The organism is Pseudomonas sp. 6D_7.1_Bac1 (genome assembly GCF_025465945.1).
Classification (GTDB): Bacteria; Pseudomonadota; Gammaproteobacteria; order Pseudomonadales; family Pseudomonadaceae; genus Aquipseudomonas.
In genome coordinates this window covers 1-16,918 of sequence record NZ_JANLNW010000030.1, presented here as the reverse complement: position 1 = coordinate 16,918, position 16,918 = coordinate 1, and the positions used below count along the sequence as shown (strand labels likewise).

The window sequence follows — 16,918 nt, the reverse complement described above, 5'->3', positions numbered from 1 at the left end:
ATGACTGCGCAAATAAAAACGCCGCGATCAACTGATCGCGGCGTCGGCTTTCATACGGATAACATTGGCAGCACTGGCTGAGCCATCGTGCCAAAAGGACAACTCTGCGTATTTGTCGAACAGGTCCGGCGGCAGGATCGTACGCCGGGGTTCCAGTGCAACCGTGCGCTTGACCTTGTGCAGCCCCGACACCCCAAGCGCCTGATCGAATTCCGGCGCGTCATAGGCGAGGTTGTTGAAATCGTGCTCGAACCAGGGTTCGCCGATGAAATCATAGATCAACCGCATGACCCGGTCAGGGGCCTGGCTCAGCAGGTCGTAATCGACGATCAGCAGCGAGTCGGCGTTTTCGCCGTAATAAGCCTCTTTCAACGCCGTCCAGGCAAACCCCACCAGACGATTGCGCTGCGCCAGGGTTTCGCAACGGCTGTAAACGGTATTGCGCTCGATTTCGTCATTGAACAGCTTGGTGTTCTCGAAGGGGTTAGCGCGGTACAGACGCTCAAGGCTGTCCATTACCCAGGCGACATTACGCACACAGGCAATGGTTTTGGCCTTGGGAAACAGTTCCCGTAGCGCAGGCTGACGCGAGCACCATTGGCGATTGGTATCGAAGATAACGGGTGTATCTGCCTGATCGGCATAGAAGGAGTCGAACAGACCGCGCAATAGACGACGGCGTAGCGGAGTGTCGATCACCGCGCCAAATTCGCTGCCGGCACTGCATTGCTCCAGGACACTGGAGAAAAGCGATCCGACGGGGCTGGTCATACCGGCATGAAAACGCGGGTTCTGCAACAGGATCGCAGAAAGCAGGGTCGAGCCTGAGCGCGGTAAACCGGAGATAAAGTGGAACTTCTGCAATCCCTTCACCGTAGTCGTCAGTCCTTTGTAGGACAAAGCGTAGCCTACGAATTTGGATCCGACTAGTGGTGTTTTGATATCAAATCGGAGCAAAAACCCTGCGAAAGGTATGGTTGTAACAAAAGCGGACAGAGTGAAACGTTTAAGCTGATAGATACCTTCATTTGATGTCTTGAACGTCAAAAGATCGCAGCCTTCGGCAGCTCCTACGCGGTATAGGCTGCGATCTTTTGATCTTCCGATTTGCGGGTACCGAAGTTCTTCGCCGTACTCCTACACGTTATTTTTTGGGACTGTTGATAACAAACAACCGCGCCCGCGCATTGCCCGCGACTTTTTCACTGACTTTCTGCCAACCCTGGGGCAGTGGTGCGAACTCATCAGGCTGGTCGGCGGTGCTGAACAGCCACACACGACTCGTTCCGGGCGGCAGATCAGTGAGGCGATCGAGGTAGATCTTGTCGGCGGCTTCCTCTACCAGCGTACCGAAACCGTAGGCATTCGGGCGACTGGACGTGCCGTTGGCCAAAGGCGGGGTAAAGAGGCGCGGCTGGACGACAGTGCGATCGTAGTAGACGTACGGCATGTACCAGAGCAGATCGCTGATGACGACCTGATCACCTGGCTCGTAATGCTGGTTGATAAATTCGACCGTCACGTTGAGCTGGTCATTCGTATCGACGGTCGCGTTGTTTTTCAGGCCCACCCCTTCGATCCCGACAAACAGCAGGAGCAGCGCCAGGGCCGCGATCCTATAACCGTTCAGCAAGCGATCGACAGCCAATGCAACCACCAGCGGCAAGCCAAGTGCGAAGGCCGTCACGTAGCGCTCGATGAACACTGGCGAAACGAACGACACCAGGAAAACCAGCACCAGCGGCACCACGGTGTAAATCGCCAGCAAGGCACTCCAACGGTAGGCGCTACGATCACGCAGCGCCGTCAACACGATCACACCCAGCAACAGCACTGGCAGTGCGATAAACACCAGCCGGGGCAGGCTGTCGTCATCGCCCTGGATCATGAAGGTCCAGACCATGGACGGCAGGGAGCCGAGGGTGACCGGATCCTCCCAACCCACATCGCCGCTGGCCTTGAGTTCCGGCATGTGCTGAACAAGACTCAGCAGTTCGGGTACCCACGGCAGAAACAGCAGCACGATCGCCACGTTGGCCAGCCACCAGCCCGGGCGGTTGATGTGCCGCAACGGGTTGCCCGGCTGCACACGCAGTACCAGCAGGTACAACCAGTGGGCAATCACGCACAGGGCGGTGAAGTAGTGGGTGTAAAACGCGGCCGCCATCAGCAGCGCGTAAATCACCAGATACCGTGCGCGCTGGGGCTGCTTGACCCAATACACCAGCGCAATCGTCGCGCCGAGCAGCATCACGCCCAGCAGCGAATACATCCGCACTTCCTGGCTGTAACGCACCGCCGAAGGGAATAGCGCCAACAACAACCCTGCCAGCAACGCCACCCGCGGATTGGCGATCAAACGTACCAGCCAGACGCCCAGTGCCACCGTAGCGATTCCCGGCAGGGCACTCAGGCTGCGAATCGACAAAATGCCATCGCCAAACAGCTCGATCCAACCGTGCAGCACCATGAAGTAGAGCGGTGGATGCACATCACGGGCCGCGTGAAACCAGATCCCGGCCAGATCGTACTGGCTCATCAGCAAGCTGGAACCTTCGTCGCCCCAAATCGCCGCCGCGGTCAGGTCGTAAAACCGCACGAACGCCGCCAGTGCCAGAATCAGCCAGATCCCATAATCGTCCAGCCACTGAAACAGACGCGCCGAGGCCGTCAGCCGAGTGCGCGCAGAGCGCTCATCAGGCTTGCCGGCAAGCTCTGTTTCTCTACGGTATTCCATCTATCCCCCTGGGTGATCGAAAGGCCCTATAAGGCTTGGACCTTGAACTGGGTGTGGATGCTGCCCCATTCCCTGCACGCACGCAATGTAGCGGCATTCGTCTTAGCGGCTACGCTGATCGGTGGTCGGCGGACATGCCAGGCCTCCTCCAAAAACACAGGGATAACAACCATGGAAGTGTTTACCGGAACCATCCAGACCTTCGCTTTCAACTATCCACCCAGCGGTTGGGCGCTGTGCAACGGGCAGACCATGCAAGTCGGCCAGTTCCAGGCGCTGTTCGCCTTGCTCGGCACCAATTACGGCGGCAACGGCTCGACAAACTTCATGCTGCCGGACCTGCGCGGTCGCCTGCCTCTGTGCCAGGGTTTGGGCCTGAACCTCACTCCACGGGTGATCGGCACCTCCGACGGCGCCGAACAAACCGCCGCCAAACTGAGCAACCTGCCCATCCACACACCCACGGCGACGGCCGTCGGCACTCCTAACCTGACCGCCACCACCACCGTCAACCTGGCCAGTGTTGCTGCCACCCCCCTGAGCGTACCCTCAACGGCCAATGCCTTTATCGGTGCCTCCAGCGGCGGTCCGGGCACGGCCAATATTTACTCCACCGCACAGGGCACTGCGCCCGTGCCACTGCAAGGTGTCAGCACCAGCGTTGGCGGCACAGTCAACGTCGCCGTCTCCGTAGCGCCCATCGGCGGCGGCGTGCCCATGGACACGATGAACCCGTTCCTGGTGTTGAATTTCAGCATGTGCCTCAACGGTCTTTTCCCGTCTCGCAACTGAACGTGCTACCGGGGCCCAAGGCCCCGGTCCTTTACTTTTCTGGAGCCAGGCCATGCAGCAACAGGTCAACAGCAACCATTTCCGGCAGCTAGTGGAAAAACCCAGCGCGCTGTATCTGGAGGATGGCAGCGAACTGCCGGTGATCGTCGAATCGGTAGAGGACGTACCAAGGGCACGCTTGTCAGAGGGCAGCCGAATGCCTTTTGGCGTGACCTTGAGCAGTGCGCAGTCCACCTCGTTCGTCGATGGACTCTGTGCTATCGACTTGCCGGAGCTGGGCCGTATCGAAGGCATATACGTATCGCGCACACTGGCGTTGGGGCGCGACGCAAGCCGGGCGTATTTCTACATCACCTTCAACTGACCAGAATCTGCGGCTGGCCGGGATACCAGACCAGCCGCTCGGCCGCCGGATTCTGTTCTTCTACCTGAAAGCCCAACGCCAGGTAATGCTGGCGCGCATGGGGGTTGCTGGCCCAGACCACCGTGCTCACCGGGCAGCGGACCTGTTCGGCGGCTGTTTGCACACCTTGCAGCACCGTGCGGCCATAGCCCTTGCCTCGGGCCGCCGGAATGAATGCCAGGTACAGGACGCGAATTTCGTTGCTGCCAAACTCGGTAGTCAATGCGCCAATCGGTGTGTCGAGCTTCTCGACCACATAGTGCATGGCATTGGGGAAGCGCTCCCCGGTGCCCTGCTCCTGCACCTGAAACTGCTGGGCGATAACCTCCTCGACCAGTTCGCGCTCGCCGTCGATCCATTGCAGATCGGGGCGAGCCGCATGATAGAGGCTTTCCAGGAACGGCCCATCGGTCGCCCGCGATGGGCGCACCACCAAACCATCCGCAGCATTGGCCTTGTTGTTCAGCATCGCGATTTCTCCCTGTGCTAAAAACCACTCTCCCTCACGCCCAACGCCGCCAATCGGCGCCAGGCAGAGCCCAGCAACGACTCACTGCGGCCCTGCAACACCACCACGCCACGCAATGGCTGTACCGGGGTGGCAATGCTGTCGAGCACCTTGAGCCTCACCGCGTATTGCGCCTGCACAGGCTCGGCGCGCTGGCTCTGATCGCGGCGCACGGCGATCGGCCCGTGGTGGTCGGAGGTCAACGCTTCCTGTTCGACCACCGCCGCACCATTGGCGTCGATTTCCGTCAGCTCGACCGCCACTGCCGGGTGCATTGGGTCCTCGGCGATAAACCGTCCCGTCGCACCGGGTGCAACCCGCCACAGTTCGGCTTCGGCCAGATAACCGCGCAGTCGTGAGCCCTCTTCGACAACCCGGGCCAAGGTATCTTTGGGCGACAACCAGCGGCCGACGGCCAGTTGCGGCAACAGATCACGCACCTTGCCAGCCTGGGGTGCCCGCAACAGCAGGCGTTCGCGTTGCGCCACCAAACCGCGATACTCAGCCACTGCTTCCGCCAGTCGCTGTTCGACGATCCCGGCATCGGCGGCGGTTTCGCTGCGCCCGGCCTGACGCCGCATCTGCAATTGCTGGATTTCGATTTCCCGGCGCACGATGACCTGACGCGAGTCCAGGTCCGGCGACTCCAGTTCAATCAGCACATCGCCTTGGGCAACGGTCTGCCCGTCACTGACATTCAGTTGTTTGACCCGTGCCGCCACCGGCGCATGCAAGGCACTGACGCGGCCAGCCTCCAGCATGCTCGGCAGTTCCACCGCGCTGCGCCACGGCAGCACCAGCACGACAATCAGCGCCAGTAACCCCAAACCACTGAGCAACGCCCGCGGTGCATGGGCCTGTTCGCGGCGGCTCCACCATTCGCGCCCTTCACGCGCAATCGGCAAAAAGATGAACCACACCAGCTCAACCAGCATCAGGAAGATCCCCAACAGCTTGAAGAACAAGTGATACACCGCCAGCGCGATCCCGAAAAACAGCACCGCGCGCCACAGCCACGAGCCATATCCCCACCAGAGCAAACGCCGCTGCATTGACGGCGACCACGGCTCCGGTGCCGGTTCGCCATAGCCGAACAACACCTCGCGCAAACGCCAGCGGCACAAGGCAAATGCCCGGCCCTGAAGGTTGTCCACCTCCCAGAAGTCGCTGAGCAAAAAATAACCATCGAAGCGCATGAACGGGTTCAGGTTGACCGCCAGCGTGGTGAGCCAGGTGGCGCTGGCGAGCATGAACGCCGCCGTGCGCGCCGGCCCGTCCGGCAACAGTGACCAGGCGAGCAAGGCGATACACGCCAGCAGCAACTCGGCGAGCACCCCGCCCGCACCGATCAGCAAGCGCGCGCGACGATCATTGACCCGCCAGGCATCGCTGACGTCGGTGTAAAACATCGGCAGCAACACCATGAAGGCCACGCCCATGCTCTGCACCCGGCAGCCGGCACGCTTGGCCATAAACGCATGACCGAACTCGTGACAGAGCTTGGCGAAGAACAGCGCCACCCCAAACGCCAACGCGCCACCGAGACTGAACAAGTGCGGGAACGTTGCGATAAAACGCTGCCAGTCCCGCGACACCAGAAACACGCCCAGGCCTAGGGTCAGCGGTAAACCGTAGCGCAACGCACCGGGGCCAAAACGCGCCAGCCATGGCCAGGTACGATTGAGGAAAGCGTCCGGGCGCCACAACGGAATCCGGAAGAACAGGTACTGATGCAGCAAAATCTGCCACACACTTTGACGCTGCGCGGCGGCCTTGAGGCCGTAACTGGCGCGCTGCTGCGGGTCGAGAGCGCAGATCAGGTCATGCGCCCGCAAAAAACTCAGCAACTGCTCAAGCTCAGTGATGTCCAGCGGCAAACCCGGTTCGCGATTGGCGGCGCGCAACACTTGCTCGGAATCGCCCAATGACCAATGGCGCAGCAAGCGCATGGCCGCGGCACCGAGTTTGAAATAGCGCCCGCGCAGCGGGTCGGCCAGGGTCCAGCGCGGTGAACCGTCCAGCGCCGGAGCGGCCATCTGCAACTGTAAATCGGCACGCAGGCTGGGCAATGTCATCTAGAGGCCTACGCTTTGACGCAAACCGGCCAGCGGCTTGCGCAACAGGTACAGCGCCAACGGCGCACGATCACCGAAGATTTTCGCCGTACCGCGCAAGCCGATACGCGGCGGCGCGGCATCGAAACTGGCGTCGAGCCGGTACGCCAACTGTCCGCCGGCAGTCGGTTGCGCTTCGTAGGCCGAACGTTCGAGCCTGGCCAAATGGCGTTGCAGTGGGTCGCTGTCGAGAAACAGCGCCACCTGCGACCCCGGTTCCAGTGCAATCGCATCGCCGACGGCCAGTTCGATGCGCAATTGCGCCTGGTTCGGATCGGCGATTTCCATCAAACGCTCGCCGGTCTGCACCGGCTTTCCGGTCCAGCGTTCAGCGTCGGCGAACACCGCAATACCGTCGCGTTCAGCACGCACTTCGCTGCGTTTGAGCAGTTCGCGGGCGTAATCGCGTTCGGCACGTTTCTGCTCGACCCGTGCGGCCAACAAATCAATTTTCGAACTCGACTCGGCGTCGGCAAAGGCTCGCTGGGCGTTGGCCTTGAGTTCGGCTTGCGCCACGCCCAAGGCACGGTCCGCGACATCGGCCTGGGCCTTGAGCGTGGTGCCTTCAAAACGCAGCAACAGATCGCCAGTCTTCACGTTCTGATTGGGTTTGACCAGGAACTCGGCGATCACCCCGTCCAACGGTGCCGCCACCACCCGACCGCCGAGTGGCACGACTTCGGCCGGCGCCAGCACCGACTGGCGCACTGGAATCAACAACCCCAGCACCAGCGCCGCCGCCAGGGCGACCTGGCGTTTGCGGGTCCAGCGCAAGCGCCACGGTTGACGCGGTTGCAGCGCCAGCCAGGCGTGGCTGAAGGTGTCACCCAGTTGCGACAACAGCACTTGCTCGGATGGATTCCACGGCACATCGCGGGCCAGCCACAGACCGCCGAACACCTGGCCCTGACGATCAATCAGCGGCAGCCAGAATACCTGCGCCGCCGACAGACTCTGCCAGTCGGCCTGAATCGAACCGCTCAACGAAGTGGCAGGTATGACCCGTGCCTGTTTCAACAGGTCGAGCTTGAACAACTGCGCCACCGCTTGCTCGACGAACGCCACAAACGGCGCATTCGGCTCTACGGCGCTGACGCCCGTGACCGCACGGACCTTGCCGGCGATCAACAACGCTGCATGGCGAAAACCGAACAAGGCCTGACCATCATTGGCCAGGCTGTAGGCCAGTTGTTCGGTGGTGCGGGCGGCGCGGGTCTGGCGCTCCAGTTCCAGAAAGCGCGCGAAGACCTGCTCGGCGCCGCCCGCGACGGGCGCGTTCACTTGAGCTCCGCGAAGCGCGCCGTGCCGCTCATCCCGGCCAGCAAACCGCTGGCGTTGGGCAGCGTTGCGACCAACAGCAGGGTCTGGCTGCCTTCATCGATCCGCGCACCGAGGCGCTTGACCGTGGCATCGAGTGGCTGGCCGGTTTCATCGGGAACGAAGCTGAAGGTCTGCCCGGGCTTGAGTTTGCCCATCCAGCGCGAGGGCACCAGCAGGTGAATTTCCAGGCTGCGGTTGTCGACGATGTCCACCAGCGGCGCTCCGGCGGCGACGCTTTCATAGCGCTGAACCTTGCGTTCGACAACCTGGCCGTCAAACGGCGCGACCACGCTGCAGCGTTTGACCTGAACCTGATAAACCTGAGATTGCGCCTGGGTTTCGCTGAGTTTGGCTTCGGCTCGCGCCACTTCGAAACGCCCGACCGAGTTCAACGCAGCGAGTTGTTTGTTATGGGCCAGCTCTTCGCCGGCACCCCGGCTGGCGGCCTGCGCGGCGTTGAGCTGAGCCTGATAGGCCGAGCAATCGAAACGCGCCAGAGTGTCGCCCTTTTTGAAGGGTTCGCCTTCGCTGAATGGCAACTCGACAATGCGCCCGGACAATTCACTGGCGAGCGTTGCCTGATCACGGGCGCGCAGCACACCGCGGGCCTCGCTGCTGGTTGCCGCATGACTGCCTGCCGTGTTGTTTTCCAGCAGCGGATCGTCTGGCACGGGCGTTTGCGCCTGTGCCACGCCTGCCAGTGCGATCCAACCTAAAGCCAACCCACGAAAACGCTGCATAGCGGTGTCTCCCTGACAGATGGGCGGAGTCTACGACAGCCGCAACGAGCGTCAAGCAAATAGCCATCACGGGCCAATTTCGTGGGTATGTGGTGTTTTTGCAGCATCGGTAGGATGAACAACTTCTCGCCCCGCATTACCTGTACGGCCACAGCCAGCACAGAGTCCGAGGGAGAACGAAACGTGCCTGCACCTTGATAGGTAAAAGACAATGGCACGGTGCAATCACCGCGAGCGCGCTAAACTTGGGGAAGCGAACGCAATTGAAAAGATCGTAGCCTGCGAAGTTGCGTTCGACGGCACAGCCAGTGGCATAAAACTGTCGAAAACTGCATTGTTCTGCCGGTTTGACAACCAGCCAGGCAGTCACTAGTGTGCATTGGATCCAATGTTTCTTACCATTCAGTCAGGGTGCGTTGTCGTGACACAGAAGCCCAACCCTTTAAGTTCCATCCCGGTCAGCGGCCCTATCCCCGCTCACCTTGCGCGATCGGTGATCGAAGAAACCCTGCGCTCGGCGATTCTCGACGGTCGTTTGCCCTGCGGCACCGCTCTGCGCCAGCAAGACCTGGCCGACCTGTTCGGCGTCAGTCGCATGCCCGTGCGCGAAGCCTTGCGCCAGCTTGAGGCGCAATCGCTGCTACACGTTGTCGCACATAAAGGTGCGGTCGTCGCGCCACTGGTCGAAGGTGACGCTGCCGAGACCTATGCCCTGCGCATCCTGCTGGAGTCCGAGGCCCTGCGTCTGTCGATTCCGCTGCTCGACGACGAGGATTTTGCCGAGGCGGCGCGTTACATCGACGACCTCGAAACTCAAACCGATTACGCCGAGATCGGCAGGCTCAACCGTTTGTTCCACATGACGCTGTACCGCAAGGCGCCCAATCGCAGGCTCCTCAGCCTGGTGGAAAGCGGCTTGTGGGAGGAGGAGCGCTTTCTACGCTTCAACCTTGAAGCCATGGGGCTCGGCAAGCTGTCCCAGGAAGATCACCGCGAACTGCTGCGCGCCGCGCAAGCCCGAGACACTGCGCTAACCGTGACGAAGCTTGAGAACCACCTCAACCGGGGTGTCGAGGTCATCACGCGTTACCTGAACAGCCTTGAACCTCAGGGCAAGAAAGCATCGACGTGAGCCGCACAAGGAAAGCCGTGCACGCCCGGAACACTCCATGGCTGACCGTGATCAACGCCGGCCAGGCGACGGACGTCAGGCTGATCTGCTTCAGCGAGGCCGGTGCAGACCCCGAGCAGTTCCGCAGCTGGACGCAAGCACTGAGCGAGCACATTGAACTGCTCGCTTTCAGGCTTCCCGGCCCTGGCAATCCGCAGAACCAGACACCCTACGAACAATGGCCGCCGCTGCTGGTCGACGCCTTCGCGGCGCTCCAGCCTTACTTGTCCGAGCCCCACGCATTCTTTGGCCATGGACTGGGCGCAATATTGGCCTATGAGCTGGCCAAATTGAGCGAAATCCGCTGCCCGGGACAAACCCGTCACCTGTTCATTTCCGGCTGCCGCAGCCCGGATACCCGGCCAGCCACTGCGCCGCTGCACAACGGTCATGCACTCTCGAGTCCGGGGCCGTTTCCTGATGCAAGCACCAACAATCAACTCGCCGCCTACGAAGCACTGATACAGAGTGACTTGAAACTGCTCGAATCCTGGGCCGACCCTTCCAGTCGCAGCCTGCACATCCCGATGACCGCCTTCTACGGCAGCGACGACCCGCTGGCGCCACTTGAAAGCATGGTCAATTGGCGCGAATTCACCCGCCGTGAGTTCGAACTGATCGAAATGACCGGTAACCATTTTTTCACCATCACTCAGCGCCATCGTCTGCTGCAGATCATCAACACCCACCTGGGCCTGCTCAGCGAGTAAGCGCCTGACGCCTGTGCGATGAGGCACAGGCTCTCGAGAAGCGCTGGCGACACCTATCCCCTCTTCCCTCCTTGAAAGCCCCCTGCCCACCCCTGCGCCAGTGATAGCAGTGCTGGCTTTTTGGGCTCACTCTTGGTTTGCCGACTAAAAAAGGACGAGCGGCGTGTAAATCTGCCTGCACAGCCCTCGCGTGATGGACAAACAAAAGGAGGCTTGCCAAAGGACGGGAAGAGATGGGGCCGTGCCCGCCTCCTGCCTACAACATCAAAACTATTAACTCTCCAGCCACACAGTTGCTCCGAGTGAGGCATTCACTCATTTTAAATTCTGACTTATATAAGCCGGAAGGAACAACTTCATCTCAATAAAACTTGATTGAAAAGTTTTATTGAGACTTGTCGCGCCCGAAAAAACACACTTGACAAATAATATAAAAAACACTTGCCCGTCACTTGTTTCATGTATTAATTTTTCTACGCCGACAACTTCACGTTCCACTGCACTTGTTGGCATGGTCAATGGCCAGGGTCTGTAACAGCAACCTGCGCCGCTGACCGCCAAGCACTACCGACGCACGCTACGCCTTGCCTGGCAGGGTCAGCCGTCTTCATGAACTGCATCAACGTTTGTTTGAGGTACTTGTTCGCCTATTAAAAAGTTCAACCAACACCTTGTTTGAACTTACATAAGAAATCCACGCCAACCGAACAACTTAACTCGCAACTTATAGGCCTCTCATGAAATCCAACAAAGCACTTCTCGACCTGAAAAAAGCAGAGCTCAGCGCCCACCCTATTTTTGCTGAGATCCATTCGCTATCCATACTTCAGCGCTTTATGGAAACCCATGTATTTGCCGTCTGGGACTTCATGTCGCTGACCAAGCGCCTGCAACAGGAGCTCACGTGTGTGCAGCTACCGTGGCTACCACCGCAAGACCCTCAAGCGGCGCGCCTGATCAATGAAATCATTCTGGGTGAAGAATCGGATGATCGGCTCGATCACGGTCACTACAGCCATTTCGAGTTGTACCTGGACGCGATGCGTGAAGTCGGTGCCAGCACAGCGGCCGTGGAGCGCTTCGTCGCCCTGCAAAAAGAAGGCGTGAGCTACGACATCGCCCTGCAAAGCGTGGACGTCGACCCGGCCGCGTCGAACTTCGTTCGGCACACGTTGCACACCGCCCTGTATGCGCCAGGACACAGCGTTGCTGCGGCATTTTTGCATGGTCGTGAAAGTGTTATCCCGCAGATGTTCCAGCGCATTCTCGACGATTGGGGCATTGGCATTGAGCAAGCGCCGACCTTTCGTTACTACCTGGAACGGCACATCGAAGTCGACGCCGAAGACCACGGCCCTGCCGCCGAAACACTCTTGGCGCGGCTGGTCGACGGCGACCCGCAACGGCAGGAAGACGTCTACGCTGCCGCCATCGCCGCCGTGGAAAGCCGCATCGCACTGTGGGACGGCTTGCGCCTGAGCATGCGTGAACCCGTGGCCGAGGTGAGCGCATGAACGCCGCCGACTACCAATCTTTCGCCGACGCCTGGGAAAGCCGCGCGACCATCCGTACGCGCCCCCGGCGCATGGTCGAAAACGACGACAAACTGATCTATCCCTTGAGCCGCCAACCGCTGGTGCTGAGCGAAACCTTTGTTCGCGAGTGCCCGGAGCAGCGCGACTTTGCCCTGGTGCAGACGCTCTACAAGTTCATCAACGACGTGGTGATTTTCGAAACCGAGATCGTCGACAAGACCGCCCGCAGCATTGCCAAGAATCGCTTCGCCGTGCCCTTCCCGTTCGCCTGTCGTTACGACGCCATGACCGTGGTGGTGGATGAGGATTACCACGCGCTGGTGGCGATGGATTTCATGCAGCAGACCGTCGCCATGACTGGCATCACGCCGATCGAACTGCCACATGAAATCGAGCTGAGTCGGGCGATTCCCGCAGCGTTGGCACTGGCGCCGGAACATCTGCGCAGCGCCGTGGAGCTGATCTGCGTGGCGATCGCTGAAAACACCGTGACCAACGATGTGGCGGCGTTCGCCAAGGACGACACGGTCAAGCAATCGATCAAGGGCCTGATGGCTGACCACCTGCTCGACGAGGGCCGGCACTCGGGGTTCTGGTCACGGCTGGTGCGGATCTATTGGCACTCCGCGAACGAAGGCGACCGCCAACTGATCGCGAAGATTCTGCCGGTATTCATCACTCACTACCTGACTAACGACATTCAGAAATCGTTCGACTTCCGGTTGATCGAACACCTGCACATCAGCGAAGCCGCCAAGGCCGCACTCAAGAGCGAAGTGGCGGGCCTGGCCTTCCCGATCAATCGCCATCACCCGCTGGTCGCCAACATCGTGCGGTTTTTCCGCAGCAGTTCGCTGCTCGATTCGCCGTGCGTGCAAGACGCCCTGAGCGACTACCTGATCTAGCCGAGGAGAACATCATGAGACGTCTCGACATTCTGCTCATCGGTCACAGCCAGGCCTTGAATGAGCTGGCGCTGGAGCTGGAACAACACGGTCATGTTCTGACGCGACTGAGCGACAGCCAGGCCTTGAATGAACAAACGGTCGGCACTACCGAGCTGGTGATCGACGATGGCAGCCTGGTTATTTCGGCGCAGCGTCTGCGCGACTTGGGCGAATGCGCACGGCTGAGTGTGCGCCTGGGCCTCGGGTCGACAGACGCCAGCGGTCTGCCGCCCATCGACGTGCTGTGCCGCTATGCATCGAGCGGCGATCAACAACTGATCGCCCGCGTCCCCGTCGCCGACGAAGCCTCTGGCAATGGCCAGGCGTTGCGCCTGAAGGTCATCGCCGAACTGGTCGATTGTGTGGCGCTTGAGGTCAGTCGCTTTTCTCGCGACGCCGAGTACTTCACGCACGCCACAACGGCCACGCCCGGTGGTCATCAGCGTGAAGAGAGCCTGCGGGCGCTGGAGAGTCTGGCCTACGCCCACAGACTCAATCTCACCCAGCAACTGCCACTGCTGCAGCTCGGACAAATCCCGATGATCGAGCGGCTCGAACAGAGCTTCAAGACGTTCCGTGAACGCCCGGCGCTGCACATCGATGGTGAGGTGCTCAGCTATGGCGACTTGCACGCCCAAAGCCTGGCAATCCAGCAACGGTTGCTGCCACTGATCGAACAGTACCGAGCGGTTGATGGGCCAGTGGTGGTAGGTATTTGTCTGCCGAAATCCAGCGCGCTGTTCGCCGGCATTCTGGCAATACTCGGCAGTGGTGCGGTGTACCTGCCACTCGAACCCAGCCATCCGCTGCAACGTCAGCAGTACATCCTGGAGAACGCTGGCGCAGTGTTGTTGCTGCACGATGGTCAGCATCCGCTGAGCAATGAGATGCCCGGGCTCGACATCAGTGGCATCGACGCCCGCGAGGCGAATCTCGGCTTGCCGCTGATGCGCCAACGACCCGGTAGCCAGACGCCGTGCATGGCGCTTTACACCTCGGGCACCACCGGTCATCCCAAAGGTGTACTGCTCAGCCAGAGCAATCTCGGACACTTCACCGCGTGGTACGCCGATTACGTCGAGCTGACGGAGCAGAGTCGGGTGTTGCAGTTTTCATCGTTGAGTTTCGACTCCTCGCTGATCGATATTTTCCCGACGCTGATCCAGGGCGCCGAACTGATCGTGCCCAACGACGACCAGCGTCGTGACCCGCTGCAACTGGTCGAGTTGATCCGTCATCATCGGCTCAGCCACGCGTTTCTTCCGCCAGCGCTGTTAAGCATTCTGCCGCTGGATCAGTTGCGCGACCTTGCGCATGTGATGACCGGTGGCGATGTCTGCGAACCCCATGTGATCAAGCAGCTGACCCAGCAGGGCAAGCTCTACAACCTGTATGGCCCGACCGAAGCCACGGTGCTGGTCACCGCCCGACAACTCCGGATCGGTGACAGTAACCGCAGCCTCGGGGCGCCAATTGCCAACAGCCAGGTGCTGATCCTCGACGAGGACTTTCAGCCAGTGGCCGAGCAGACGGTCGGCGAGCTGTACATCGTCGGTCCGGGGGTGTGCCTGGGCTATTTGAACAACCCGCAGCAGACCGCCGAGCGCTACCTGCAACTGCCCTTGCCCGACGGCCAGAGCCTGCGCGCCTACCGCACCGGTGATATGGCGAAGTGGACCGCTGAGGGTATCGAGCTCTGTGGGCGGCGGGACAATCAGGTGAAGATCCGTGGCTATCGGGTCGAGCCGGAGGAGATCGAACGCTGCCTGCGCGACAGTCAGTTGTACCGCCAGGTGGCGGTGGTGATCGACAGTCATCGACGGATTCTGGCGTTCCTCGCACAACCCCAGGAAGAACAGCCTGGCGCCGCACGCGAAGCGCTGAAAGCACACGCCCAGCAGTTTTTACCGGACTACATGCAACCCACTGCATGGACTGAACTGGCGAACATGCCCTTCGCCAGCAACGGCAAAGTGGATCGAAAGGCGCTATTGGCGATGCCAGTCAGCGTCCTCGAGAACCATCATCGGCGATTGCCGGAATCTGCCGATGAGGCGCAACTGCTGGAGCTCTGGGCCGAGTTGCTGGAGTTGCCGGCCGGCGACATTTCCACCGACGAAAGCTTCTTCAATCTGGGTGGTCACTCGATCCTGCTATCGCGCATGTTGCTGCAGTTGCGCGAGCAGTTCGGGCGCAGTATTTCGATCAACCGCTTCATCGAAGTGCCGACCATTGCCAGGCTGGCGACACTGGTCAGAGGCTCTGCTGGCGAAGAAGTGCTCAGCGAAAAAGCCCTCGCCGATGCCTTTCGCGAACTCGATGTACAGCCCCTGCCGATCAGCCAGATGGGCGATGTGCATAAGGTCATCGTCACCGGAGCCAACAGCTTCGTCGGCGTGCATATCGTCGAGGCACTGCTGGCCTGGGGTGCCAGCGAAGTCGCGTGCCTGGTGCGCGACGGTACCGGGCAATCCGCTGCGCAACGCTTTGCCGAGTCCCTGCGCGAGAACCGTCTGGAGCATCTGGACCTGACTCGGGTGCAGGTCTATGCAGCAGACATCACGCAACCTGCGCTGGGCCTGACGCCAGAGGTGTATGAGCGACTGGATCGGGAGTTCGGCGCGTTGGTGCACAACGCTGCCAACGTCAACCACGTACTCGATTATGAGTCGCTGGCGCGGGACAACGTCGAGCCGATTTTCGAGTGTTTGCGGCTCTGCGAAGGGCGCAGCAAGAAGGTTTTCAACTTCGTCTCCACACTGTCGGCGTCCAGCACCATCGACGCCGATGGCCGGGTGCTCGAACAACCCGCCGCGCAGACTCCACCCATCTACATCAAGAACGGCTACAACCTGTCCAAATGGGTCGGCGAACGGATCCTCGAACGCGCTCGCGAGCGTGGGGTGCGGGTCAACCTCTATCGACCGGGCAACATCAGCTTCAACAGCCTCACAGGCGTGTGCCAGCCGCACAAGAACCGTCTGATGCTGATGCTCAAGGGTTCGATCCAGCTCGGCCAGGTGCCGGAGTTCGCGCTGAATTTCGACTTGATGCCGGTGGACTTCCTCGCCCGCTTCATCGCTTTCCACGCCAGCCGTTATCAGCCCGAGCACGCGGTGTTCAACCTGCACAACCCCGAACCGCTGAGCTGGGACGCCTACGTCGCGTCGTTCCGCGAAGCCGGTCGCGAGTTTCAAATGGTTAGCGTCTCCGACTGGCAACAGCAACTGGGCCGGGTCGACAGCGATAACGCGCTGTTCGGCGTGCTGGGTTTCTACCTCAACGGCTTCGAAGAAGACATCGGCGACATCTCGATGATCGGCCACGCCAATGCCCAGGCCGGCGTGCAGCGGATGGGCACGCGCTACCCGCAAAAATCCCCGGCATTGCTGCGTCGCGGCTGCGACTACCTGAAAGAAATCAACTTCATCTGATTCATCATCCGTAAAAATGGAGCAAGACCATGAGCACTCTGCAACCCGATACCCTGATCAAAAACCCGCACGGCTGCCACGTTGTGTCGTCGGTGGAAATACCTGCCGAGGCGTCGCGGGTCTGGGAAGTGGTCGGCAACTTTGCCGGCTTCGACAAATTCATTCCGGCGCTGTCGCATATCGAGATGACTGGCGAGGGCGTGTCGTCGTTGCGCAAAAAATTCTTCAAGGACGGCAACCTGGTGGTCGAGCAGCTCAACTCCCGCGACGATCAGGCGTTGAGCATGACCTGGACTACCGTCTACAACACCCTGGGTGTTGGCCAGCTGTGGGCCGCCATGAGCGTCGAGCCCTTGGGCGCCGGCAAGTCCCGCGCAACCTGGACCATCATCGCTGAACCCGCCCAAGGTGGCGCCGAAGCCCTCCCGGGGTTCAAGGACTTCGTACAGGGGTTTGCCGATGACTCGATGAGCAATGCGCGCAATCTGTTTGCATAAGGCAATTTCG

General features: G+C 60.5%; 14 protein-coding genes. 8 read left to right on the top strand and 6 right to left on the bottom strand.

The genetic code is table 11. The annotated features are described in order from the left end of the window. Window positions 1-27 precede the first annotated feature (27 nt). Together NTD87_RS08295 and NTD87_RS08290 are read right to left on the bottom strand one after the other, a co-directional pair. On the bottom strand, window positions 28-873 hold the full coding sequence (locus tag NTD87_RS08295) for a sulfotransferase family protein (protein WP_262113184.1): 846 nt from the start codon (window positions 871-873) through the stop codon (window positions 28-30). A 271-nt stretch (window positions 874-1,144) separates the two neighbouring features. Further along, window positions 1,145-2,737 carry a glycosyltransferase family 39 protein gene (locus tag NTD87_RS08290; protein ID WP_262113182.1) on the bottom strand — a complete coding sequence of 531 codons (1,593 nt, stop codon included), beginning with the start codon at window positions 2,735-2,737 and terminating at the stop codon, window positions 1,145-1,147. A 171-nt stretch (window positions 2,738-2,908) separates the two neighbouring features. Here NTD87_RS08290 and NTD87_RS08285 point away from each other — a divergent pair, with 171 nt between their 5' ends. Beyond that, the gene (locus NTD87_RS08285; RefSeq protein ID WP_262113181.1) at window positions 2,909-3,529 is read left to right on the top strand and encodes a phage tail protein; all 621 of its coding nucleotides are present in this window, start codon (window positions 2,909-2,911) and stop codon (window positions 3,527-3,529) included. 52 nt (window positions 3,530-3,581) lie between these two features. Next, complete coding sequence (locus NTD87_RS08280) at window positions 3,582-3,893, top strand: DUF6916 family protein (protein WP_262113180.1); 312 nt, start codon at window positions 3,582-3,584, stop codon at window positions 3,891-3,893. On the opposite strand, the gene NTD87_RS08275 is transcribed toward NTD87_RS08280, so the two are convergent. From NTD87_RS08275 to NTD87_RS08260, 4 genes are read right to left on the bottom strand one after another with little or no spacing between them, the layout of a single operon-like run. Then, window positions 3,886-4,401 (bottom strand): GNAT family N-acetyltransferase, encoded by a 516-nt coding sequence (locus NTD87_RS08275; protein ID WP_262113179.1) that lies wholly within the window; start codon window positions 4,399-4,401, stop codon window positions 3,886-3,888. The two genes, NTD87_RS08280 and NTD87_RS08275, sit on opposite strands and share 8 nt — an antisense overlap. 17 nt (window positions 4,402-4,418) lie before the next feature. After that, complete coding sequence (locus NTD87_RS08270) at window positions 4,419-6,515, bottom strand: biotin/lipoyl-binding protein (protein WP_262113178.1); 2,097 nt, start codon at window positions 6,513-6,515, stop codon at window positions 4,419-4,421. Beyond that, entirely contained in the window at window positions 6,516-7,835 is a 1,320-nt protein-coding gene (locus NTD87_RS08265; protein ID WP_262113177.1) for an efflux RND transporter periplasmic adaptor subunit, read from the bottom strand. Further along, window positions 7,832-8,614, bottom strand: coding sequence for an efflux RND transporter periplasmic adaptor subunit (locus tag NTD87_RS08260; protein ID WP_262113176.1), 783 nt, complete (start codon window positions 8,612-8,614; stop codon window positions 7,832-7,834). The genes NTD87_RS08265 and NTD87_RS08260 overlap by 4 nt, the downstream gene beginning before the upstream one ends. Window positions 8,615-9,035: 421 nt before the next feature. On the opposite strand from NTD87_RS08260, the gene NTD87_RS08255 reads away from it, so the two are divergent. From NTD87_RS08255 to NTD87_RS08230, 6 genes are all read left to right on the top strand, one after another. Then, window positions 9,036-9,746, top strand: coding sequence for a GntR family transcriptional regulator (locus NTD87_RS08255; RefSeq protein ID WP_262113174.1), 711 nt, complete (start codon window positions 9,036-9,038; stop codon window positions 9,744-9,746). A gap of 17 nt (window positions 9,747-9,763) precedes the next feature. After that, window positions 9,764-10,495: a thioesterase II family protein gene (locus NTD87_RS08250; RefSeq protein ID WP_262113173.1), complete on the top strand. Its 732-nt coding sequence runs from the start codon at window positions 9,764-9,766 to the stop codon at window positions 10,493-10,495. 737 nt (window positions 10,496-11,232) lie between these two features. Next, the gene (locus NTD87_RS08245; RefSeq protein WP_262113171.1) at window positions 11,233-12,009 is read left to right on the top strand and encodes a DUF3050 domain-containing protein; all 777 of its coding nucleotides are present in this window, start codon (window positions 11,233-11,235) and stop codon (window positions 12,007-12,009) included. Then, window positions 12,006-12,935, top strand: coding sequence for a diiron oxygenase (locus tag NTD87_RS08240; RefSeq protein ID WP_262113170.1), 930 nt, complete (start codon window positions 12,006-12,008; stop codon window positions 12,933-12,935). Before NTD87_RS08245 ends, NTD87_RS08240 begins: the two co-directional genes overlap by 4 nt. Before the next feature lie 14 nt (window positions 12,936-12,949). Beyond that, complete coding sequence (locus NTD87_RS08235; RefSeq protein ID WP_262113168.1) at window positions 12,950-16,411, top strand: non-ribosomal peptide synthetase; 3,462 nt, start codon at window positions 12,950-12,952, stop codon at window positions 16,409-16,411. Between the two features lie 29 nt (window positions 16,412-16,440). Further along, a complete protein-coding gene (locus NTD87_RS08230; RefSeq protein ID WP_262113166.1) occupies window positions 16,441-16,908 on the top strand; it encodes an SRPBCC family protein in 468 nt (155 codons plus the stop codon). Window positions 16,909-16,918: the final 10 nt, after the last annotated feature.